Source organism: Microbacterium sp. ZOR0019 (genome assembly GCF_000800925.1).
Lineage (GTDB): Bacteria > Actinomycetota > Actinomycetes > Actinomycetales > Microbacteriaceae > Microbacterium > Microbacterium aurugineum.
The window spans coordinates 1-21,865 of sequence record NZ_JRKC01000047.1; the positions used below are offsets into that span (position 1 = coordinate 1).

The 21,865-nt window shown below is 69.4% G+C and carries 22 protein-coding genes; 7 read left to right on the plus strand and 15 right to left on the minus strand.

What is annotated here, in order from left to right; translation table 11 throughout:
* Window positions 1–57: 57 nt before the first annotated feature.
* The 6 genes from L978_RS10005 to L978_RS10030 form a co-directional block, all read right to left on the minus strand.
* Window positions 58–2,304: a glycoside hydrolase family 3 N-terminal domain-containing protein gene (locus tag L978_RS10005; protein WP_047522918.1), complete on the minus strand. Its 2,247-nt coding sequence runs from the start codon at window positions 2,302–2,304 to the stop codon at window positions 58–60.
* Window positions 2,304–3,395 carry an ABC transporter permease gene (locus L978_RS10010; protein ID WP_197055643.1) on the minus strand — a complete coding sequence of 364 codons (1,092 nt, stop codon included), beginning with the start codon at window positions 3,393–3,395 and terminating at the stop codon, window positions 2,304–2,306. The genes L978_RS10005 and L978_RS10010 overlap by 1 nt, the downstream gene beginning before the upstream one ends.
* Before the next feature lies 1 nt (window position 3,396).
* Window positions 3,397–4,482 (minus strand): ABC transporter permease, encoded by a 1,086-nt coding sequence (locus L978_RS10015; protein WP_047522919.1) that lies wholly within the window; start codon window positions 4,480–4,482, stop codon window positions 3,397–3,399.
* Complete coding sequence (locus L978_RS10020; protein ID WP_047522920.1) at window positions 4,479–5,279, minus strand: ABC transporter ATP-binding protein; 801 nt, start codon at window positions 5,277–5,279, stop codon at window positions 4,479–4,481. The genes L978_RS10015 and L978_RS10020 overlap by 4 nt, the downstream gene beginning before the upstream one ends.
* Entirely contained in the window at window positions 5,276–6,100 is an 825-nt protein-coding gene (locus L978_RS10025) for an ABC transporter ATP-binding protein (protein WP_047522921.1), read from the minus strand. The genes L978_RS10020 and L978_RS10025 overlap by 4 nt, the downstream gene beginning before the upstream one ends.
* 66 nt (window positions 6,101–6,166) lie before the next feature.
* Window positions 6,167–7,834, minus strand: coding sequence for an ABC transporter substrate-binding protein (locus tag L978_RS10030; protein ID WP_047522922.1), 1,668 nt, complete (start codon window positions 7,832–7,834; stop codon window positions 6,167–6,169).
* A gap of 155 nt (window positions 7,835–7,989) precedes the next feature.
* Between L978_RS10030 and L978_RS10035 the strand changes: the two genes are divergently transcribed.
* Window positions 7,990–8,643 carry a TetR/AcrR family transcriptional regulator gene (locus L978_RS10035; protein WP_047522923.1) on the plus strand — a complete coding sequence of 218 codons (654 nt, stop codon included), beginning with the start codon at window positions 7,990–7,992 and terminating at the stop codon, window positions 8,641–8,643.
* 31 nt (window positions 8,644–8,674) lie between these two features.
* On the plus strand, window positions 8,675–9,889 hold the full coding sequence (locus L978_RS10040; protein WP_047522924.1) for an amidohydrolase: 1,215 nt from the start codon (window positions 8,675–8,677) through the stop codon (window positions 9,887–9,889).
* A gap of 114 nt (window positions 9,890–10,003) precedes the next feature.
* Here the strand turns inward: L978_RS10040 and moaA are convergent, their stop codons facing one another.
* The 5 genes from moaA to L978_RS10065 all read right to left on the minus strand — a co-directional run bounded on the left by moaA (window position 10,004) and on the right by L978_RS10065 (window position 14,271).
* On the minus strand, window positions 10,004–11,098 hold the full coding sequence (gene moaA, locus L978_RS10045) for a GTP 3',8-cyclase MoaA (RefSeq protein WP_047522925.1): 1,095 nt from the start codon (window positions 11,096–11,098) through the stop codon (window positions 10,004–10,006).
* A 114-nt stretch (window positions 11,099–11,212) separates the two neighbouring features.
* Window positions 11,213–12,319: an ABC transporter ATP-binding protein gene (locus L978_RS10050; protein ID WP_052193543.1), complete on the minus strand. Its 1,107-nt coding sequence runs from the start codon at window positions 12,317–12,319 to the stop codon at window positions 11,213–11,215.
* Complete coding sequence (gene modB / locus L978_RS10055) at window positions 12,316–13,104, minus strand: molybdate ABC transporter permease subunit (RefSeq protein WP_047522926.1); 789 nt, start codon at window positions 13,102–13,104, stop codon at window positions 12,316–12,318. Before modB ends, L978_RS10050 begins: the two co-directional genes overlap by 4 nt.
* Window positions 13,101–13,877: a molybdate ABC transporter substrate-binding protein gene (gene modA, locus L978_RS10060; RefSeq protein ID WP_047522927.1), complete on the minus strand. Its 777-nt coding sequence runs from the start codon at window positions 13,875–13,877 to the stop codon at window positions 13,101–13,103. The genes modB and modA overlap by 4 nt, the downstream gene beginning before the upstream one ends.
* A 1-nt stretch (window position 13,878) precedes the next feature.
* Window positions 13,879–14,271: a TOBE domain-containing protein gene (locus L978_RS10065; RefSeq protein ID WP_047522928.1), complete on the minus strand. Its 393-nt coding sequence runs from the start codon at window positions 14,269–14,271 to the stop codon at window positions 13,879–13,881.
* A gap of 106 nt (window positions 14,272–14,377) precedes the next feature.
* On the opposite strand from L978_RS10065, the gene L978_RS10070 reads away from it, so the two are divergent.
* The 5 genes from L978_RS10070 to L978_RS10090 are packed head-to-tail and all read left to right on the plus strand — an operon-like array spanning window position 14,378 to window position 18,035.
* Window positions 14,378–15,292 carry an esterase/lipase family protein gene (locus L978_RS10070; protein WP_047522929.1) on the plus strand — a complete coding sequence of 305 codons (915 nt, stop codon included), beginning with the start codon at window positions 14,378–14,380 and terminating at the stop codon, window positions 15,290–15,292.
* A gap of 4 nt (window positions 15,293–15,296) precedes the next feature.
* The gene (locus L978_RS10075; protein WP_047522930.1) at window positions 15,297–16,082 is read left to right on the plus strand and encodes a HesA/MoeB/ThiF family protein; all 786 of its coding nucleotides are present in this window, start codon (window positions 15,297–15,299) and stop codon (window positions 16,080–16,082) included.
* Window positions 16,079–17,314, plus strand: coding sequence for a molybdopterin molybdotransferase MoeA (locus tag L978_RS10080; RefSeq protein WP_047522931.1), 1,236 nt, complete (start codon window positions 16,079–16,081; stop codon window positions 17,312–17,314). The genes L978_RS10075 and L978_RS10080 overlap by 4 nt, the downstream gene beginning before the upstream one ends.
* Complete coding sequence (gene moaC, locus L978_RS10085; RefSeq protein WP_047522932.1) at window positions 17,311–17,805, plus strand: cyclic pyranopterin monophosphate synthase MoaC; 495 nt, start codon at window positions 17,311–17,313, stop codon at window positions 17,803–17,805. The genes L978_RS10080 and moaC overlap by 4 nt, the downstream gene beginning before the upstream one ends.
* On the plus strand, window positions 17,802–18,035 hold the full coding sequence (locus L978_RS10090; RefSeq protein ID WP_047522933.1) for a MoaD/ThiS family protein: 234 nt from the start codon (window positions 17,802–17,804) through the stop codon (window positions 18,033–18,035). The genes moaC and L978_RS10090 overlap by 4 nt, the downstream gene beginning before the upstream one ends.
* Before the next feature lie 158 nt (window positions 18,036–18,193).
* Here L978_RS10090 and L978_RS10095 read toward each other — a convergent pair whose 3' ends face one another.
* The 4 genes from L978_RS10095 to L978_RS10110 form a co-directional block, all read right to left on the minus strand.
* Window positions 18,194–18,622, minus strand: a complete 429-nt coding sequence (locus L978_RS10095) for a molybdenum cofactor biosynthesis protein MoaE (protein WP_047522934.1) — start codon at window positions 18,620–18,622, stop codon at window positions 18,194–18,196.
* A complete protein-coding gene (locus L978_RS10100) occupies window positions 18,619–19,107 on the minus strand; it encodes a MogA/MoaB family molybdenum cofactor biosynthesis protein (protein ID WP_047522935.1) in 489 nt (162 codons plus the stop codon). Before L978_RS10100 ends, L978_RS10095 begins: the two co-directional genes overlap by 4 nt.
* 41 nt (window positions 19,108–19,148) lie before the next feature.
* Window positions 19,149–20,765: a molybdopterin-dependent oxidoreductase gene (locus tag L978_RS10105; RefSeq protein ID WP_047522936.1), complete on the minus strand. Its 1,617-nt coding sequence runs from the start codon at window positions 20,763–20,765 to the stop codon at window positions 19,149–19,151.
* Window positions 20,766–21,014: 249 nt separating this feature from the next.
* Window positions 21,015–21,710, minus strand: a complete 696-nt coding sequence (locus L978_RS10110) for a GTP pyrophosphokinase (RefSeq protein ID WP_047522937.1) — start codon at window positions 21,708–21,710, stop codon at window positions 21,015–21,017.
* Between the last annotated feature and the right edge of the window lie 155 nt (window positions 21,711–21,865).

Genomic DNA, 21,865 nt, shown 5'->3' on the forward strand with positions numbered 1-21,865 from the left:
CTCGGCGAGAAGGAACCAGGAACCAGGAACCAGGAACCAGGAACCAGGAACCAGGAACTACACGACCTCGAAGTCCGCGGCGAGGAGCACGTCGTCGCGCGAGCTGGGGCCGACCAACAGCTCGAACGCGCCGGCCTCGACCTGACGGACCCCCTCGGCATCCACGATCGTGCAGTCGGCGACCGGCAACTCCACACGGACGCGCGCGGACTCCCCGGGCGCGAGCTCGACCTGGCGATAGGCCTTGAGCTCCTTGTCGGTCCAGCTCACGCTGGTCACCGCATCGCGCACATACACCTGCACGGTCTCGCGCACCGGCCGTGTGCCCGTGTTCGCCACCGTGACATGACCGACGATCGTGTCCGTCTCCACCAGCGAGGTCGCCTCGAGCTCCAGGTCGGAGTACTCGACGGTCGTGTACGACAGTCCCTCACCGAACGCCCACGTCGGTGACTGCGTGAGGTCGGCGTACCGGTCGCCGTGCTGTCCGCGGATCTGGTTGTAGTACGTCGGCTGCTGGCCCACGTGCCGGGCGAACGAGAGGGGCAGGCGGCCCGACGGCTCGACCGCGCCGGAGATGATCTCGGCGAGCGCACGCCCGCCCTGCATGCCGGGGTTCGCCGCCCAGATCACGGCGGCAGCCTTCGACGCGGATGCCGGGAGTACGAGCGGCTTGGAGGCCAGCAGCACCACGACGACGGGCTTCCCCATCGCGATGAGCGCATCGATCAAGGCGTTCTGCCCGCCGATGAGCTCCAGCGTCGCGGTGGAACGACCCTCGCCGACGAGCTCGATCCGGTCCCCCACCACGGCCACGACGACGTCCGCATCGGCTGCCGCGGCGACGGCCTCGGCGATCAGCTCGGCATCCGGGGCGCAGGGCTGCACGACCGGCGGACGTGGCTGCTTGTCGGGGAAGAACGGTCCCTGCGGGTCTTCCTGAAGGGTGAGGATGTCCGCGCCCCGGGCATGCGTGACCGTCCAGCCGTCGACCGCGCGCAGTCCGTCGAGCACGGTCGTGATCATCTCGCGGGGCTGACCGTCGAGCCACCCGGCTTGCCCCGATCCCCCGGCCCAGTCGCCGAGCTGCGTCTGCGCGTCGTCCGCCAGAGGACCGACCACCGCCACCCGCACCGGGGCGGCGGCGTCGAGCGGCAGGAGGCCGTCGTTCTCGAGCAGCACGATCGACCGGCGTGCCGTCTCCAGGTTCAGCTCCGCGTGCGCGGCGCTGCCGACCACCTCGTCGAGCCCCGCGCCGGGGAGGCGCGGGTTCTCGAAGAGACCGAGCTCGAACTTGAGGGTGAGGATGCGCGCCGCGGCCGCATCGAACGCGTCCTCCGGGAGCATGCCCGCAGCGACCGCGTCCAGGGCACCTTCGTAGAACCCCGGCGTGGTCATGATCATGTCGTTTCCGGCCCGCACGGCTGCGGCGGCCGCATGCGTGATGTCGGGCTGGATCCGCTGCTCCCACACCATCCGTCCGACGTTGTCCCAGTCCGTGATGAGGGTGCCGGTGTACCCCCACTCCCCGCGCAGGACGTCGCTGAGCAGCCAGTCGTTGGTGGTGATCGGCACCCCGTCGGTGGTCTGGTAGCCGAGCATGAAGGTGCGGCAGCCCTCGCGGGCGACGCGCTCGAACGGAGGCAGGAACCAGGAGCGGAGCTTGCGCCGCGAGATGTCGGCCTCGCTGGCATCGCGTCCGCCCTGGGTCTCGGAGTATCCGGCGAAGTGCTTGGCCGTCGCGAGGATCGCCGTGGGGTCGTCGAGCCCCTCCCCCTGGTATCCGCGCACCATCGCGGAGGCGAGTTCCCCGATCAGGAACGGATCCTCACCGAAGGTCTCGCTGATGCGGCCCCACCGCAGGTCGCGGGCGATGCACAGCACCGGCGAGAACGTCCAGTGGATGCCGGTGATCGCGACCTCCTCGGCCGTCGCACGGGCCACGCGTTCGAGCAGATCGGGGTCCCACGTCGCGGCCATGCCGAGCTGAGTGGGATAGATCGTCGCCCCGGGCCAGAACGAGTGCCCGTGGATGCAGTCCTCGCCCACCAGCAGCGGGATGCGGAGGCGGGTCTGCGCCGTGAGCTGGTTCGCGCGCAGGATCCGCTCGGGCGAGGTGTGCAGGATCGAGCCCGCGTGGCGGCGTGCGACGTGATCGTCGAGGTCGTCGCGGGCGTCGAGCTGCAGCATCTGCCCGACCTTCTCCTCGAGCGTCATACGGCCGAGGAGGTCGGCGACACGTTCAGGGATCGAGAGCGCCGGGTCCTGGTACGGGAGCTGGGTGGTCAGAGTCTGAGAGGTCATCACGGGGTGTTCCGGGTCGAGGTCGGCGAGGGATCGGAGTTCTTCTGCGGCAGGGGCACGCTGCGGACGGCCGTGACGGCGTCGTTCACGTTCAGCCCCTTCTTCTTCATGGCCCTGGCCCGCTCGCCCGCCGAACGCAGGCGCGGGTTGACGTACTCGTCGATGCCGAAGTTGATGAGCGAGAGGGCGACGCCGATGATGGCGATGCAGAGCCCGGCCGGCACGTACCACCACCACAGGCGCGGGAAGGCGCCGTTCTGCTGGGCCCAGAACAGGATGGTCCCCCAGTTCAGGTTGCTCACCGGGATCACCCCGATGAAGGCCAGCGTGGTGAGACCGAGGATCGCGGCGGTCACGGTACCGACGAAGCTCGAAGCGATCAGGGCCATGAGGTTGGGCAGCATCTCGACCGTGATGATCCGGCGCAGAGGCTCGCCGTTGGCACGGGCAGCCTGGATGAAGTCACGGTTGCGCAGCGACATCGTCTGGGCACGGAGCACGCGCGCACCCCATGCCCAGCCCGTGATGCCGAGCACGGCGGCGATCACGATCAGCGGCGGGTTGTCGAACTGCGAGGCGATGATGATGATGAGCGGGATACCCGGGATCACCAGGAACACGTTGGTCAGCGCCGACAGCGATTCGCTCTTCCAGCCGCGCACATAGCCGGCGATCACCCCGATCGTGATCGCGATGATCGTGGCGATGAAGGCTGCGAGGAAGCCGACGACGATGACGCCGCGCGTGCCGTAGATGATCTGGCTCAGCACGTCCTCGCCCATGTGCGTCGTCCCCAGCCAGTGCTCCCACGAGGGGGGCTGCCGGAGCGCCGTGCGATCCTTCTGGGTCGGTCCGTACGGGGCGATCCACGGAGCGAGGATCGCGACGAGCACGAACACACCGAGGATGATCAGCCCGGCGATCGACTTGGGGTTGCGGAACATCGCGAACGCCTGACCCAGCTGCGACCAGAAGGTCTTGCGCGGTGGCGCGGCGGCCGGCGGCGTGCGCAGCGTGGCGGTCTCGGGCATGCCGGAGACGACGGCCGACCCGTCGGGCGCGGTGCTCTCGGTGGTGGTGGGAACGGTCATGTCAGGACTCCATCTGGCGGGTGCGCGGATCGAGGTAGGCGTAGACGACATCCGCGAGGATGTTGGCCACGAGCACCGACAGGGTGATCACGAGGAACACGCCCTGCATGAGGGCGAAGTCCTTGGCGTTGGTCGCATCGAGCAGGAGCTTGCCCACGCCCGGATAGCTGAAGACCATCTCCATCACGATCGTGCCGCCGACGATGAAGCCGATCGACAGCGCGAAGCTCTGGATCTGCGGCAGCACCGCGTTGCGGGCGGCATAGCCCCACAGCACGCGCTTGTTGGGCATGCCCTTGGCCTGGGCCACCGTGATGTAGTCATCGTCGAGCACGGTCAGCATCATGTTGCGCATGCCGAGCACCCATCCGCCGAGCGAGGCGACCACGATCGTCAGGGCGGGCAGGGTGCCGTGCATGATCACCTGGCCGATGAAGTCGAAGCTCCATTCCGGGGACTGCCCCTTGTCGTAGGCGTGCGAGGAGGGGAACCACTTCAGGGTCGACGAGAAGATCGCGATCGCGATGAGCCCGAGCCAGAAGTAGGGGATCGTGTTGAAGAAGGTCGTCACGGGGATGATCGCGTCGAGCCTGCTGCCGCGCTTCCATCCGACGACGGCACCGGCGATCGTGCCGATCGTGAAGGAGATGATCGTCGCGATGCCGACCAGGCCCAGCGTCCACGGCAGTGCCGACGCGAGCACCTCGGCGACCGGCCTCAGCCCGTGCAGCGTCGAGATGCCGAGGTCGCCGCGCAGCAGCATCCCCCAGTACTCGAGGTACTGCTGCCAGATCGACTTGTCGGTGTCGATGCCGAGCAGGATCCGTAGCGCTTCCTCGGCCTCCGGGCTCACGCTGCGGTTGCGCGCGAGGTAGGAGCTGACCGCGTCGCCCTTCATGAGGCGCGGGAGGAAGAAGTTGATCGTGATGGCCGCCCAGAGCGTGAACAGGTAGAAACCGGCACGCCCGGCGAAGAAGCGCCACGGGATCTTCCGGCGTCCGCGTTCCGCGACGGTCGCCGTGGTGCCGACCTCGAGGGCGTCGCGGGACGCGAGCTCGTCGTCGAGCCGGGGGAGAGCGGCGCTCACAGCGCACCTCCCATCGAGGTCGCGAAGTGTTTGTCCGGGTCGGGCGACGCGGCGCGCAGCTCCCGTGTGTACGGATCCTGCGGGTTGAGGATCACCTCGTCGGCGGCGCCGTACTCCACGACCCGGCCCTGATTGAGGACCATGATCTCGTCGCTGAAGTGACGGGCGGTGGCGAGGTCATGGGTGATGTAGAGCACGCCGAGCCCCTCCTCACGTTGCAGGTCGGCGAGCAGGTTCAGCACACCGAGGCGGATCGAGACGTCGAGCATCGACACGGGCTCGTCGGCGACGAGGAGCGAAGGGCGGGACGCGAGGGCACGGGCGATGGCCACCCGCTGTCGCTGTCCGCCGGAGAGCTCGTGCGGACGCCGGTCGATCACGGTGTCCGGGTCGAGCCGGACCCTGCTGAGCAGACGGCGCACCTCGGCTTCGGTCTCCCCCTTGGGCACCACGTCATCGAGGCGGATCGGCCGCTCCAGGTGGTAACGGATCGAGTGGTACGGGTTGAGGGAGGCGAACGGGTCCTGGAACACCATGCGCAACTGCTGCCGGTACTTCCGCAGCCCTTTGCCGCGGCGCGGGATCGGCACGCCGTCGAGCAGCACCTGTCCACTGGTCGGGGTCTCGAGCTGGGTGAGGATCTTCGCGATCGTGGACTTGCCGCTGCCGGACTGACCGACCAGGCCGATCGTCTGCCCGGAGGTCAGCGTGAAGCTCACGTCGTCGAGCGCTTTGAGCTGGCCGGCACCGCGGACGTTGTACGTCTTCGTGATGTTCCGGAATTCGAGGGTGGTCATCGCACCAGCACCCCTCTCTCCCCGGTCAACCGGGGGAACGACGACAGCAGTGTCTTCGTGTAGTCGTGCTCGGGCCGCGTCCAGATGCGCTCGGCGGTGGCGAGCTCGATGATCTCGCCCTCCCGCATGATCGCGATCCGGTCGCTGATCTCCAGGAGAAGGGGGAGGTCGTGGGTGATGAAGATCACCGAGAAGCCGAACTCGTGCCGCAGCTGCGAGATCTGGCTGAGGATCTCGCGCTGCACCAGCACATCGAGGGCGGTGGTCGGTTCATCCATGACCATCAGCTGCGGACGCAGCGCGAGGGCCATCGCGATCATGACGCGCTGGCGCATGCCTCCGGAGAGCTCATGGGGGAAGGAGCGGATGCGTTGTCGCCCGACCTTGACGATCTCGAGCAGCTCCTCGGCCTCGGCACGCCGCTGCCTGCGGTTCATGTCGGGGCGATGGATCTCGAAGACGTCTTCCAACTGGGAGCCGATCGTCGCGACCGGGTTCAGGGCGTTCATCGCCCCCTGGAACACCATCGACACCTTGTCCCAGCGGAACCGCTGCATCGCGTCCACGTCGAGCGCGTCGATGTCGATGTCGACACCGGTCGCATCGTGGAAGGTCACGCTGCCGCCGGTGATCACGGCCGGCGCACGCAACAGGCGCTGGACTCCGTAGGCGAGTGTGGTCTTGCCGCACCCGCTCTCACCGGCGAGACCGAGGATCTCGCCGCGCTGCAGTTCGAGGTTCACGTTCTTCACCGCCTCGACGGGCGGATCGACGTCGTACACGACTGAGAAGTCGCGCACGCTGAGGAGAGGGTCTGGCATGGTGATGTCTTTCGTCGGCGGAGAAGGGGAGCCCGGGGTCGTTCACCCGGGCTCCCCACCCGGTGCTTACTCGGCGGGCTTCAGCTTCGTGAGGATCTGCACGATGTTCTGCTGCGTCGGGTCGGCCGACGCATACGGGTCCTCCTCCGAGGGCCATCCGACGTAGTTGCGGGTGTTGAACTCGCCCAGCAGCGGGTGCGCCCCCAGCGGGATGGCCGGCACCTGCTCAGCGAAGATCGTCTGCAACGTGTCGAGTGCCGCGGTGCGCTCCTCATCCGACGACGCGTTCGCGTAGGAGTTCAGGGCAGCCGTCGCCTCCGGGTCGTCGAAGCGACCGAAGTTGAAGCCGGCCTTGCCGTCCGAGATCCAGCGCGGGTCCATCGTCGAGGTGTAGAGGCCGTAGGCGGTCCCGCTGTCCTCGAGCCAGTGGATGATCGCGGAGAACGTGCCGTTGTCGCGAGGATCGGCCCAGCCGCCCCAGTCGGGCATGTCGATCTTGACCTCGGCGCCGATGGCCTCGGTCACGTCTTCGGCGATGAGCTCCTGCGCGGTGTTCCAGTCGCTCCAACCCGAGGGCACCGACAGCGTGAACGACACGGGGGCGCCGTCGGGGTCGATCAGCGCGTCGTCCTTCCACGTGTAGCCGGCGGTCTCGAGCAGGTCGCGGGCCTTCTCTGCATCGACCGAGTAGTCCACGTCCGTGAATTCGGGCTGGATCTCGTCTTCGAGGATCGACGAGAGGCCGGTGACCGACCACACGGCCTCGCTGGCACCCTCGCGGGCGATGTCGACGTAGGCGTCGCGGTCGATCACCCAGGCGAGCGCCTGGCGGAAGGCCGGGTCGTCGAACGGCTTCTGCTGCAGGTTCATGAACAGCGTCGCCGAACCGGTGGTGGGAGCGGCCCAGAACTTGTTGTGCTCGGGGTCGACCGACAGGAACTGCTCCTCGATCTGCGGGATGAACGCCTGCGCCCAGTCGGCGTCTCCGTTGGCGAGAGCGGTGGTCAGCGCCGTGTTGTCGCCGTAGGAGACGTAGTGCAGCTCGGGAACGGCCAGCTCGCCGCCCCAGTAGTCGTCGCGGGCGTCGAGGGTGACCGACTCGGTCGACCAGTTCGAGAGGACGTAGGGTCCGGTACCCACCAGGTCGTCGCCCTTGACGGGGTCGGTGGCCGGGTCGTCGAGGTTCTCCCAGATGTGCTTCGGCACGATCGGCACGTGCAGGGCGCGGGCCTGGTTGACGTACTTCGACGCGGCGAAGGTCAGCACGACCTTGTCGCCGTCGACGGCAGCGCTGTCGAGCTGGAGGCCCGCGGTGTCGAGGGCGGGGGTGGAGGCGAGCTCGTAGGAGTAGACGATGTCGTCGGCGGTGAAGGGCTCGCCGTCGCTCCAGGTGACGTCGGCGCGGGGAACGACCGTGAGCACGGTGTAGTCGTCGTTCCATTCCAGGCTGTCGGCGAGCCACGGGGTGACGCCACGGTCGCCGGTCTGGTTCACGAGGGCGAGGGTCTCGAAGATCACCTTGCCGTAGCCGTACTTCGAGGCGGAGGAGTCGCCGACGTAGGGGTTGTTCGATTCGGTGGTGATCGCGCCGTCGGGCTTCGCGATCGTGAGCGAGGCGGAACCGGCACCGCTGCCGGACTCGTCGCCCCCTCCTCCTGCGGAGCATCCGGCGAGGGCCGAGATACCGAGGGCGGTGATCGCGGTCGCCGCGATCAGAGATTTCCTGAGCTTCATTGCTTCTCCTTGGGCACGGTCTTTGTGCTGCGGCACCGGCGGAGGATGCTGCGCCGGTCTGGTGTGATTCGCTTACTGTCGAGAAAGTAAGTTTCAGTGAGGTTACCGAGTAGTAAGTTGGATCGCAAGCACGGCTCGGCAATGGAGGAACGGCGATGGCAGACAGCGACCAGACGGTGCGCGTGCGCCCGGCGACGCTCGCGAAACGCGAGCAGATCCTCAAGGCGGCCATCGAGATCTTCGGGAACAAGGGATCGACGAACGGCACACTGGCCGACGTCGCGGAACAGGTCGGCATCACGCACGCCGGCGTGCTCCACCACTTCGGGTCGAAGCAGAAGCTGCTGCTCGAGGTGCTCGCCTACCGCGATCAGGACGACGTGGCGGGGCTCGCGCAGAAGCACATCCCCGGCGGACCGGAGCTGTTCCTGCACCTCGTGCGCACCGCGTTCACGAATGCGAAGCGCCCCGGCATCGTGCAGGCGTACACGGTGCTCTCCGCGGAATCCGTGACCGATGACCATCCGTCGCGCCCGTTCTTCGAAGAGCGCTACACGACGCTTCGCCGCGAGGTGACGGACGCCTTCCACGAGCTGTGCGCCCAGGAGGGCGTGAGCGATCCGCGCAGCATCGCCGACGCGGCCGCCGCGATCCTGGCCGTGATGGACGGCCTGCAGTTGCAGTGGCTCCTGCATCCGGAGGTCGTGGAGCTCGGCGAGACGAGCGAGTTCGCGATCCGCGCCATCGTCAACGCCGTGCTGCATCCCGGGCCGGAGCTGGAGACCTACGCGCACGACACGGACAGCTGACGGCCCCGACACGCCCGACTAGGCTCGGGCCATGACGATCGACCTCGAAGCGCTCTACATCGACCTGCACCAGCACCCCGAGCTCTCTTTCCAGGAGACACGCACCGCGGGCATCGCCGCCCGTCATCTGCGCGATCTCGGCCTCGAGGTGGAGGAGGGCGTCGGAGTCGCCGGGGTCGTGGGCCTTCTCCGCAACGGCGACGGCCCCGTCGTGTGGGTGCGCGCCGACATGGACGCGCTCCCGGTCGAGGAGCAGACCGGCCTCTCGTATGCGAGCACCGCGAAGGGCGTCGACCCCGCGGGCACCACCGTCCCCGTCATGCACGCCTGTGGCCACGACATGCACGTCACCGCCATGATCGGCGCTGTGGAGAGGCTCGTCGCGGAGCGCTCCGACTGGTCGGGAACCCTCGTCGTGCTGATCCAGCCCGCCGAGGAGTACGGGGCCGGGGCGCGCGCCATGCTGGACGACGGCATCCTCGACCGCTACCCCCGTCCCGACATCGTGCTCGGCCAGCACGTGACCCCGCTCCCCGCCGGCATCGTCGGGGTGCGCAGCGGGACGCAGATGGCCGCCTCCGACGGGCTCACCGTGACCCTGCACGGCCGCGGCGGACACGGCTCGCGCCCGCACGCCACGATCGACCCGGTGGTGATGGCCGCGGCGACCGTGATGCGCCTGCAGACCATCGCCTCGCGCGAGATCGATCCGCAGGGCGTCGCGGTCGTGACGGTCGGGTCGATCCACGCCGGACTCAAGAACAACATCATCCCGGCCGAGGCGAAGCTCGAGCTCAGCCTGCGCTACCCGAACGAGGAAGCACGCGAGAAGGTGCTCGCGAGCGTGGAGCGCATCGTGCGGGCCGAGGCCACCGCATCCGGGGCCGAGCGCGAGCCGGAGATCCGCACCGACCACACCCTGCCCGCCACGATCAACGATGAGGATGCCACGGCCCGCGTCACGACCGCGATCCAGCGGGCCCTCGGCGAGGCGTCCGTCATCGACCCCGGCATGTTCACCGGCAGCGAGGACGTGTCCTGGTTCGCGCGCGACGCCGGCGTGCCGCTCGTGTTCTGGTTCTGGGGCGGCGTCGACCCCGCGCGGTTCGCCGAGGCGGTCGCCGCGGGTCGACTCGAGCAGGACATCCCGACGAACCACTCGCCGTTCTTCGCGCCCGAGATCCACCCGACGATCGAGGTCGGCGTGACCGCCCTGTCGGCCGCGGCCCGGGAGTTCCTGGACTGAGCGCGTTCACAACTCCTCAGAATCGTTCGGCCTCGGCTCGTATGGCCCGTTCGCCCCGCGGAACGAGCGTTCTCTGAGGAGTTGCGCACACCGCCGCTCCGCAGCGCAGTCGGCTCAGCCGCCGATCGCGTTCATGCCGCGCGCCGGTTGCAGGAATGAGGGGTCGTTGATCGCGTGCCCCGGGAGCTTGCCGTGCACGCAGGAGCGCAGCATCTCGGCGATCCCGGCGGAGCGGTCACCCGGTGCAGAGGCCGACTCCCCGCGCAGCACCTCGATGAGGTCGTACTCGACGTTCGAGAACAGGCAGTTGCGCAGCTGGCCGTCGGCGGTCAGGCGCAGACGGTCGCACGCACCGCAGAACGGAGCGGTGACCGAGGCGATCACCCCGACCTCGTGCGGTCCGCCGTCGATCCGCCACTTCTCTGCAGGTGCTCCCCCACGCCCCTCGACCGGATCGAGATGCCAGCGCTCCCCCAGCGACGCGAGGATCTCCTCGCGCGTGACCATGGACGCCCGGTCCCAGGTGTGTCCGGCGTCGAGCGGCATCTGTTCGATGAAGCGCAGCTGCGCGCCCACACCCATCGCGAACTCCACGAGGTCGACCAGCTCGTCGTCGTTGACGCCGCGCATCGCGACCGCATTGAGCTTGAGCGGACGGAGCTCCGAGGCCGCAGCCGCCGCGATGCCCTCGAACACGTCGTCGAGGCGGTCACGGCGCGTCAGGTCGGCGAAGCGCTGACGGTTCACCGTGTCGATGCTGATGTTGAGGCGTGTGAGTCCAGCCTCGATCAGCGCCGGCAGTTTCTGGGCGAGGCTGATGCCGTTGGTCGTCATGGCGACCTCGACGGGTCCGTCCTCGCCTTCGATGCGGGAGACGCGTCGCACGACCTCGACGATGTCGGCCCTCAGGAGCGGTTCGCCACCGGTGAGGCGGAACGTGCGGATGCCGAGAGCGGCGGCCACCTCGGCGACCTCGACGATCTCATCCGTGGAGAGGATGCTCGTGCGGGCGAGCCACTCGTTCCCCTGCTCCGGCATGCAGTACGTGCAGCGCAGCGAGCAGCGGTCGGTGAGCGAGATGCGCAGATCCCGGTGCACCCGGCCGTGCGTGTCGACGAGACCTGCTTCGGCGGCGGCGTGGCCAGGGCTCTGCGCCGTCGGACCGGCGTGCGGCGGGCGCACACCGATCACCACCGGCACGGCCGTCATCGCGCTCCGCCACTCCCCGTCATCGTTCGAGACTAACCCGCCGCTTCCCCCCTCGGGGCCGAAACACATGAGGTTCCCGTCGCGATATGGCAGCCCATATGCGCGTGAGGGCTGTCATATCGCGACGGGAGCGACGGAGGCGACGGACGCCGGGACGAACCGCACGTCGGCAGGATCGACGCGCAGGTGCACCTCGTCGCCCACCACGAGGTCGACGGCGTCCGCCAGCGAGGTGTCGACCTGACAGTGCTCGGTGTGCAGGCGGACACCCGTGAGGATGGGCTCGAGTCGGAGGATCCGGCTGGCCCACGCGTGCGGGTCGTCAGCTCGCTCGATGCGCACCGCGGCGGGACGGAACACCGCGGCGAGCGGTGAGCCATCGACCGCGGCGAGCGCGAGCGACTCGGCATCCGTGCTTCCGAGACGCAGACCTCCCCCGCGCCAGCCCCCGTCCGCGGCGACGCCCACCAGCCGGTTGACACCTGCGATCGCAGCGATGAAGCCCGAAGCGGGTGCCGACAGCACCTCGCGGACAGGTCCGTGCTGCGTGACCCGCCCCGCCTCGATCACCAGGAGCCGATCGGCGAGGGCGACAGCATCCGCAGCATCGTGTGTGACCGCGATCGTGGTGATCCCCGCCAGCTGATCACGCAGCATCTGTCGGATGTCGCCGGCCGTCGCCGGATCGAGCGCGACCAGCGGTTCGTCGAGCAGCACGGCGCGCGGCGACGCGGCGAGCGCTCGGGCGACCGCGACGCGCTGCCCCTCGCCACCGGAGAGCTCGCGCGGCATGCGGTCCCCCGCCCCCGGGAGTCCGACGCGTGCGAGCCATTCATCGGCCGAGTCTCGTGCCGCCCGGACGTCCTGCCCGGCGGCACGAGGACCGAAGGCGACGTTCTCGCGCACGGACAGGTGGGGGAACAGCCGCGCCTCCTGCCCGAGCAGCACGATGCCGCGGTTCATGGGAGCTGTCCGCACACGAGGTGTGGCCACGCGGTCGACCACGCGTCCCGCGACCTCGATCTCCCCGGCGGTCAACGGCTCGAGGCCCGCGAGCGCCTGCAACAGAGTCGACTTGCCCGCGCCGCTCGGTCCCATGATGGCGACGGTCTCCCCTACCGAGACCTGCACCGAGACGTCGACGGCGAAGTGCTCACGGTCGACCACGACGTGCGCACGGAGCCCCTCACCGCCGACAGTCCGGCCCGTCGAGGAGGTCATCGCGTCGCCCCCGGCCGCCAGCCGCGCACGAGCAGCAGCACGACGATCGCCGTGGCGAGCAGCAGCAGGGCGAGAGCGACCGCCGTGCCCTGCGACACTCCGGCCCCGTTGAACGCGGTGTAGATCGCGAGCGGCATGGTCTGGGTGACGCCCGGCCGGTTCCCTGCGAACAGGGCCGTCGCACCGAACTCGCCGATGGCCCGCGCGAAGCACAGGACGACACCCGCGACGATGCCCGGCGCGGCCAACGGCAGAGTGATCCGTCGCAGGATCGTCCATCGTCCGGCGCCGAGCGCCGCCGCCGTGCGCTCGTAGTCCACGCCCGAGGTGCGTACCGCACCCTCCACGGCCAGCACGAGGAACGGCAGCGCGACGAACGTCTGTGCCAGGATGACGGCGGGCGTGCTGAAGGACAGGCCGAGCCCACCGAGCCAGCCCGCACGTCCGAACAGGTACAGCAGCGCGACACCGCCCACCATCGGCGGCAGCACCAGCGGAACCGTGACGACGGCGCGGAGTACGGCAGCCAGCCGCGGCCCGGAGCGGGCGATCCACAGCGCGAGCGGTACGCCGATCAGGATGCACAGCACCGTGGCCACCAGGCCGGTACCGAGCGAGAGAGTGAGCGCGGAGAGCGCGGCCTCCGAGGTCACGTCCGCGAGGAACGTCGACCACTGCACGCGCGCGACGAGCGCGGTGAGCGGCAGGATCAGGAACGCCAGGCCGACCAGGGCGGGTACGGCGAGTGCACGGGGCGCGTACCCTCGGTCACCTCCCCCGCTCATGGTGCTCCGAAGCCGAAGTCGGCCAGGATGCTGCGCCCCGCATCCGACCGCACGAACGCCACGAACGCCTCGGCCACCGTGGCGTTCGGAGCATCGGAGAGCACGGCGATCGGGTAGTGGTTGACGACCTCGTCGGCGCCGTCCGGCACGATCACCTCGACGTCGTCGCGGCCGATCACATCGGTGGCGTACACGAGCCCGGCGTCGGCTTCGGACGCGGCGACCTTCGTGAGCACGGCCGTCACGTTCTGCTCGAGGCTCGCCGGGTCGACCGTGACCTCGGCCGCGGACAGCAGCGTCGCGGAAGCCGCACCGCACGGCACCTCCGGCGCACACAGCACGGTGGTGACGTCGGCGAGATCCGCCAGCGCCTCGACGTCACCCGGGTTTCCGGACGGAACCACGATCACCAGGGTGTTGGATGCCAACAGCGCGGGCTCAGCCACGACGTCCGCCGCCTTCTCCATGTTCGCCTCGTCGGCCGAAGCGAACACGTCGGCGGGAGCACCTTCGAGGATCTGCGTGACGAGCGTCGAAGAACCGTCGTACACCGGACGGAACCGCACGTCCGGGTTCTCGGCCATGAAGGCCTCACCGATCGCATCGAAGGCTCCGGCGAGGGATGCCGCGGCGTAGACCGTGAGCTCTCCGCGCACGCCATCCGTGGCCCCCGACGGTGAGGACGTGTCCTCAGCTGTGCCCGCACAGCCCGTGAGCACGAGGCAGGCAGCGGCGAGGAGAGCGAGCGTGGAGCGGCGCAACAGGCGGTTCATGTCAGCCGTTCGGGATCTCGACGACGACCTGGGTCGCCTTGACGGAAGCGGTGGCGAGGGAGCCGACCTCGAGCCGCAGATCCCGCGCCGCCTCGGACGACATCAGCGACACCACACGATGCGGTCCGGACTGGATGTCGACCTGCGCCATCAGGCCTTCGACCTGCACGCGCGTGACGATGCCGACGAAGCGGTTGCGCGCACTGGAGAGCACATCTCCGGCGTTCCTCGCCTCCTCCGCGAGCTCGACCGCGCGCGCCGCGAGGGCATCACCGGGAATCTCGGCCGGTGTCGCATCCGTCACCGGAAGCAGTCCCTGATCGATCCAGCGACGGACGGTGTCGTCACTCACGCCGAGCAACTGCGCGGCACGGGCGATCCGGTAGGTCTGCATGCGAAGAATCTACCGCAGATGCGGAGATATCGAAGGAATAGATCCGATTCTGCCGAGCGGGCCGCGTTCCCCTATCCTGACCGCGTAGGCCTTCGGAAGGAACATCATGGCGGACGCTGTCGTTCTCGTCTCGGGCGGTGCCGCCGTGACACCGTTCACGGATCCCCACCGCGCCAGCGGGTCCGGCCTCGCCGCTGGCAACACGCTCACCGCCCTTCGCGCCCATCTGCTCGAGCGTGGCGCTGCGGTCTTCACCGCACCTGCCCGCATCGGAGACGGCGAGGTCCGGGAGGACACCGGATGGCAGGGTTTCGCGGATGCGCCCGTCGTGCTGCCCGCAGAGGTGACCGTCAACGCGGTCGGTGGGATCGACGAGGGCGGCGCCCGCTTGGGCGCATTCCTGCGATGGCTCGGCGACGAACACGGCTTCGACGAGATCGACCTCGTCGCGCATTCGATGGGCGGATTGTTCTCCCGCGCGGCGATCCGCCATCTGCAGGGAGACGGACCGTCGGTGACTCGACTCATCACTCTCGGCACCCCGTGGGAGGGATCACTCCTGGGAGATGTGCTCACCGGCGAGCTCTCCGTGGACGACGCCCACGGCGACGAGGGGACCGTCCAGATCCTGGAGAGATCGCGCAGTTACGCCGCCGAGAATTCGCAGGGCGCTGCCGACCAGGTCTCGAAACGGTTCCTGCGGGAGTGGAACGCGGCCCAGGTCGGGGTGCTCGACACGGTCGCCGTCACCGCGATCGGAGCCGGGCACTTCCGCGCCGCATCCGAGCCCCTCCAGCTGTGGCCTCACGACGGGCTCGTCTCGCAGCGGAGCGCCAGAGCAGACGACGTGCCGACCGTGGTCCTCCCGCGTGCTGTCCGCCGTAGCTTCGACGACGACGTGCACAGCATCTTCTTCGCGGACGCCTTCGACCTGCCATGGGAACGGGCGCTCACCTGGGATCCGGAGGTGTTCGCGGTCGTCGACGATGCGCTCGAAGCCGGAACCAGGGGCATACGCTGAACCCATGCAGCCCCTCGTCGCCCCCGCCGCCGCGCTGGACCCGGAAGAACTCGTCCGCACGGCCCGGCACGCGGTGCTCTCCGGCATCGGCGAAGAAGGTCAGCGCCGACTCAACGCCGCTCGTGTCACGGTCGTCGGCGCGGGCGGACTCGGTTCCCCCGTGCTCCTCGCCCTGGCCGCCGCAGGGATCGGCAGCCTCACGGTGATCGACGACGACGTCGTGGAGCTGACCAACCTGCAGCGCCAGCTCGCGCACCGCGTGGAGGACATCGGCACGCCCAAGACCGCCTCCGCCGCCCGAGCCATCACGGCTCTCGCCCCGCAGACCGTCGTGACCCCGGTGCCGGAACGCCTCGACACGGCCAACGCCGCACGCCTGCTCGCGGGAGCCGACGTGGTGGTCGACACGAGCGATTCCTTCGTGACCCGCCGTGATGTGGCCGCGGCGGCCGAGGAGCTCGGACTTCCCCTGGTCTGGGGCGCGGTGCAGGAGTGGCATGCGCAGGCGACCGTGTTCTGGTCGGACCCACCGGCGGGCGAGCCGGTCGTGCTCGCCGACCTCTTCCCGCCCGGCACCGAGGGGGAACCGCCCAGCTGCGCCCAGGTCGGCGTGCTCGGAGCGCTGTGCGTGCAGGTCGGCGGAATGCTGGCGGGTGAGGTGATCAAGCTCGTGACCGGGGCCGGCGAACCGCTGCTCGGACGACTCGCCATGATCGATGCGCTCACCTCCCGCCAACACGAGATCGCGATCCGCCCGGCGTCCACGACCTCGACGGTGGTGCACGCATGACCGGCCGTCGTACGGTCGAGGAGCAGCTCGACCGTGTGCTCGGCGCCATCCGTCTGGTCGGCAACGAGGCTCTCCCGGTGACGGATGCCGCAGGACGCACGCTCGCCGCGCCCGCGGTCGCCGCCCACGACATCCCCCTCTTCGACAACTCCGCGATGGACGGGTTCGCGGTGCGCGGTGCCGACGTCGCGGAGGCCTCCGAGGAGAATCCGGTCACCCTGCGCGTGGTCGCCGACCTTCCCGCCGGAGTGGCCCTCGATCCTCCGCTCGGGTCCGGCGAAGCCGCCCGCATCATGACCGGATCCCCCACCCCCACCGACGCCGACGTGATCGTGCCCTTCGAGGACACGGCCGGCGGGCTCGCCGATTCCCTCGACGGGGTGACGGTGCTGCGTGCCCCGGCGAAGCCCGGTGTGTTCGTGCGCCGACGCGGGGCCGACCTGCACGCCGGCGACGAGGTCGTGCCCGCCGGGGAACGTCTGGGGCCCTTCCAACTCGCGGCCGCGGTCGCTGCCGGTGTCGCCGAGGTGTGGGTGACGCGGGCTCCGCGCGTGGCCGTGGTGTCGACCGGGAGCGAGCTGCTCGCGCCGGGCGAGACCCCCACCCGCGGCCGCATCCCCGACTCGAACGGCCCCCTGCTCGCGCAGCTGGTCGCCGAGGCCGACGCCGAGGTGGTACTGGTCGCACGCGTTCCGGATGCGGCCGACGCCGTCAGGACCGTGACGGCCGAAGCCGCAGACCTCGGCGCCGACGTGATCGTCTTCACCGGCGGGGTGAGCGCGGGAGCCTACGAACCGGTGCGCGGGGCCTTCGACGGCGGCGGACAGGTCGAGTTCAGCGCGGTATCCATGCAGCCGGGCAAGCCGCAGGCCTTCGGGGTGCTCGATGACGGATGCGTGGTGTTCGGACTCCCGGGGAACCCCGTCAGCGTGGCGGTGTCGTTCGAGGTGTTCGTGCGCCCCGCCCTGCTCGCGATGCAGGGCCGCACCCTCATCCACCGCCCGCGTTCGCCCTTCACCGCCGATGCGTCCTGGACACCCCCGCCCGGCCGCCGCCAGTACCTTCCGGCCGTCGTCAACCTCGCGGCGCGCACCGTGCGTCCGGCGACCGCCGGCGGGTCGGGATCACATCTCGCGGGCGGACTCGCGCGTGCCCACGCGTTCGCTATCGTCCCGGCGGAGGTCGAGTCCGTGGCCGTGGGCGATGTGATCGATGTCATGCTGGTCGGATGAGCTTCCCCCACCTTGACGCCGGCGGCCGTGCACACATGGTCGATGTGACCGCGAAGCAGCCGACCGTGCGCACCGCGACCGCCCGCGGTTTCGTGCGCTGCAGCGCCGACGTGATCACCGCCCTCCGCGACGGCACCGTGCCGAAGGGCGACGTGCTCGCGGTGGCGCGCATCGCCGGCATCCAGGCGGCCAAGTCCACGCCCTCCCTGCTGCCGCTCGCGCACGTGATCGGGGTGCACCGGGCGAGCATCGAGCTGGACGTCGACGACGACGGCGTGCGCATCGAGGCGACCGTGGGCACCGCCGACCGCACCGGGGTCGAGATGGAGGCGCTCACTGCCGTCTCGGTCACCGCCCTGGCGATCGTCGACATGATCAAGGGCGTCGACCGCGCGGTCACGATCGAGGACGTGCGCATCGTGGCGAAGTCCGGCGGCCGCTCCGGCGACTGGGTGCGTCCCGGCGAGCCCGCCCCCGGAGCCGACCGATGACACGCGTGCGCTACTTCGCCGCCGCCGCCGAGGCCGCAGGCACCGACGCGGAGGAGCGCGCCGAGCACTCCCTCCTGGAGCTGCGCACCGCCGTCGTCGCCGAGCACCCGGCCCTGGCCGACATCCTGCCGCGCTGCGCGGTGCTCGTCGACGGCGTCCGCACCGACGGCGACCTCTCCCTCGACGACGCCGAGCTCATCGACGTCCTCCCGCCCTTCGCGGGCGGCTGACCACGCGCCACCTGCAGGACCGCCGGCCACCTGCATGACCGTCTGCCGGTGTTTCCTCCTGCATACAGCAGAACCTCATGCAGCTGACGCGTCGAGAACGGCGGTGACGCATCGAGAACGGCAGGTGACGCGTCGAGAACGGCGATGACGCGCAGGACTCAGCCGCCGATGCCCTTCCACGACGTGGTGCCGTCGACCTCGAGCTGACGCTTCCACACGGGGAGGTCGCTCTTGATCGCCTCGATGACCGCACGGCACACCCCGAACGCCTCGGCTCGGTGCTCGGAGGCCACCGCGATCACCACCGCGGCATCGCCCACATCGAGGCGTCCGACGCGATGACTCACAGCCACCACAGCGGGAGCATCGGCGCCGGCCTCCTCCGCGATCCGCCGCAACGTGGCTTCCGCATCGGGGTGCGCGCTGTACTCCAGTCCGACGACGGGCGTCTGCGCATCCGGGTCGTTGTCGCGCACCCGGCCGACGAACGTCGTCACCGCTCCCAGGCGCGGATCTTCGACCGCGGTGAGATGGACGTCGAGATCGAGGAGTTCTTCCGACACGGCTGCGATGCGTACGTCGTTCATGAGTGGTCTCCGCCTCCGACTTGATCCAGGATGTGCGCGGCGACGCCGAGCACCACGGGCACGCCGGAGGCGACGGCTCGGGGCGAACCGGGGAGGTTCACGACGAGCATTCCGTCGGGGTCCACGATGCCCGCGAGCCCGCGCGACAGCACCGACAACGGGGTGTCGGCGAGTCCGCTGCGGCGCAGCTCCTCCGCGATCCCGGGGATCTCGCGGGTGATCACCCGACGCGTCCCCTCCGGCGTCAGGTCACGGGGTCCGACGCCCGTCCCGCCGGTGGTCACGACCAGCCGGATGCCGCGCGCAACAGCCCGACGTAGGGCATCCGCCACAGAACCCGCTCCGTCGGCGATGACCTCGGCATCGGGGCAGTGCCACCCGGCGTCACGAAGCAACCCCACGGCGATCGGGCCGCCCCGATCCTCGCGCTCTCCGGAGGCCGATCGATCCGAGACGGTGATGACGAGTGCGGGGTACGGGCCCATGGCTCCCACCCTAGGCCCGCGCCGATGACCGTGCACCGGTATCAGGTGACGCGGACGAGCGAACGCTGCCAGCCCGACGATCCGTTCGGCGCGATGGGTGCGCGCTCCTGGATCTGCAGGTCGCCGTTCTTGTTCACGGCGCGCACGGCGACGTAGTGCGTCCCGGGGGTGGCATCCCATTCCATGAACCACTGCACCCAGGTGTCATCGTTGATCGGCGTCGACAGCGTGGCCGCAACCCAGTCGCCGTCGTCGATGCTCACCTCCACGCGCTCGATGCCGACCGACTGCGCCCAGGCGACGCCTGCGATCGGGATCTTCCCCGCATCCACCGCCTCGCCGATCTTGGGGGTGTCGACGCGGGAGGAGAACTTGATCGGCGCCTCGGCGCTGTAACCGCGCGGTGTCCAGTACGCCTCGTCCTCGGCGAACGTCGTGACCTTGAGCTCGGTGAGCCACTTGGTCGCCGACACGTAGCCGTAGAGTCCCGGCACGACCATCCGCACGGGGAAACCGTGTTCGAGCGGCAGCGGCTCGCCGTTCATCCCGACCGCCAGGATCGCGTCGAGGTCATCATCGGTGAGTGCCGACAGCGGCGTGCTCGCCGTGTAACCGTCGACGCTGCGCGAGAGCACCATGTCGGCACCGGACTTGACGCCCGCCTTCTTGAGCACGTCGCGCAACGGCACGCCCAGCCACTTCGCGTTGCCGACGAGTTCGCCGCCGACCTCGTTCGACACGCACGTGAGCGTGATCGCATACTCGTCGAGGCCCATGTCGAGGATGTCCTGGAAGCTCATCTCCACACGCTGGTCGACCATGCCGTCGATCACCAGGCGCCAGGTGTCCGGGTCGATCGAGGGAACCGTGAGGGCGGTGTCGACCCGGTAGAAGTCCTTGTTCGGGGTGAACAGCTTGCTGAGTCCGGGGATGTCCAGCTCGGCGCCCTGCGGCACCGTGACCGTGGTCTTCGGAGAGGGGAGCTTGAGCGCACTGCGGACGGCTTCGACCGAGGACACGGCCATGCTCACCGTGCGGGCGGTGATTCCCACGACGAGCGCGGACGCACCGGCGACGGCAGCGAGGAGGAAGAACCGACGACGGTCGATCCCGGGCCGGGCGGATTCTCCTTCGGCGAGATCGGTCGGGGGATCATCCGTGGTCGCCGTGGCACGGTCGTCCTCCCTGGCGCCTGCGAACGAGTCTCTCCACCCGCGCAGGCGGCGGCACAGGAGCACGAGGATGAACGATCCCGCGACGGTGCCGAGGACCGGGGGCAGGAACGCGAGGGGCGCGACGCCCGCGCGGGTGACGATCGCTGCGGTCGAGAGCACGCCCGCGATCACGAGCGCGATCACGCCGAGCGGCGGACGCACGAACTGCAGGATCCCGGCGATCGCCGAGGCGATGAGGACGGCAAGACCGAGCCCCGCCAGCAGGGCGATCTTGTCGTACTCGCCGAAGGTGGCGATCGCGAACTCCTTGAAGGGCTGGGGCACGATGTCGATCACGAAGCCGCCGACCGCGAGGATCGGGCTGGCGGTGCGCGCGAACAGAAGCGCGAACACCTCCGCCGTGGCGAGGAAGACGCCACCCCCGATCAGGCCCGCGAGGGCGGCCCAGACGAAGAACCTCTTGCCGCTGCGGCGTTGCACCATGATCGTCTCCTGTTCCACCGGTCGCCGGCGTCATCCCCCGTTGTTCGGAGCGGAGGCGCGATCGGATCTGACGATCTGCGGAAGAGGTCGCGCGGACCCGTTCATAACTCCGGAAAATCGGCAGGAGAGAAACACGTCAGGCACGGCACGACGGGCGAGCCGTTCGCCTGACACTCCGATCTTCCGGAGTTGTGAACGTCCGCGGGCGGAGGGTCAGACCGTGGGCGGAGGTCAGACCGTGGGCGGAGGTCAGACGGGGACGACGGGCGGAGGCGGCGGAGCGAGCCGGCGCTGCGGCACCCCGTGCGCCTCCCGGTGCAGACGCTCCATCCGGCTGTCGAGCTCGGCGGCGGCATCGGCGGCATCGGACAGGCTGTCGACGAGGTGCGAGGGCACCTGGTTCGAGAACTTGTAGTAGATCTTGTGCTCGAGGCTCGCCCAGAAGTCCATCGCTATCGTGCGGAACTGCACCTCGACCGGAACCGACAACGCGCCGGTCGACAGGAACACCGGCACCTCGATGATCGCGTGCAGGCTCTTGTAGCCGTTGGCCTTCGGCTGCGCGATGTAGTCCTTGACCGTGCGCACGGTGATGTCGTCCTGCGCGGTGAGGAGGTCGAACAGGCGGTAAACGTCGGCGACGAAGCTGCAGGTGACCCGCACACCCGCGATGTCGGTGATCTCCGCGCGGATCCGATCGAAGTCCGGCTCGTCGATCCCCTTGCGGGCGAGCTTCTCGACGATGCTGTCGGGCGACTTGAGACGGCTCTTCACGTGCTCGATCGGGTTGTACGCATGGTCGTGCGTGAACTCGTCACGGAGGATGGAGATCTTCGTCTCGACCTCGCGCATCCCGAACTCGTACTCGCGCAGGAAACGCTGCAGCTCGTCACGCAGCTCGCGAGCCTGGTTGATCGTGTCCTCGGTGACGTGAACGGTCGTCATGCTTCCGACGTTACGCGTTCGTGATCGGAAACGGCTGTGGATCATCGATCAATCGAGGGCGCGTGCGGGCCGTCCGAGCGGGCCGTAAGGATTCCGTGAGGACAGCGCGTCCGGCCGTAGGGATTCCGTGAGGATCGCAGGAGGATGACATCGGC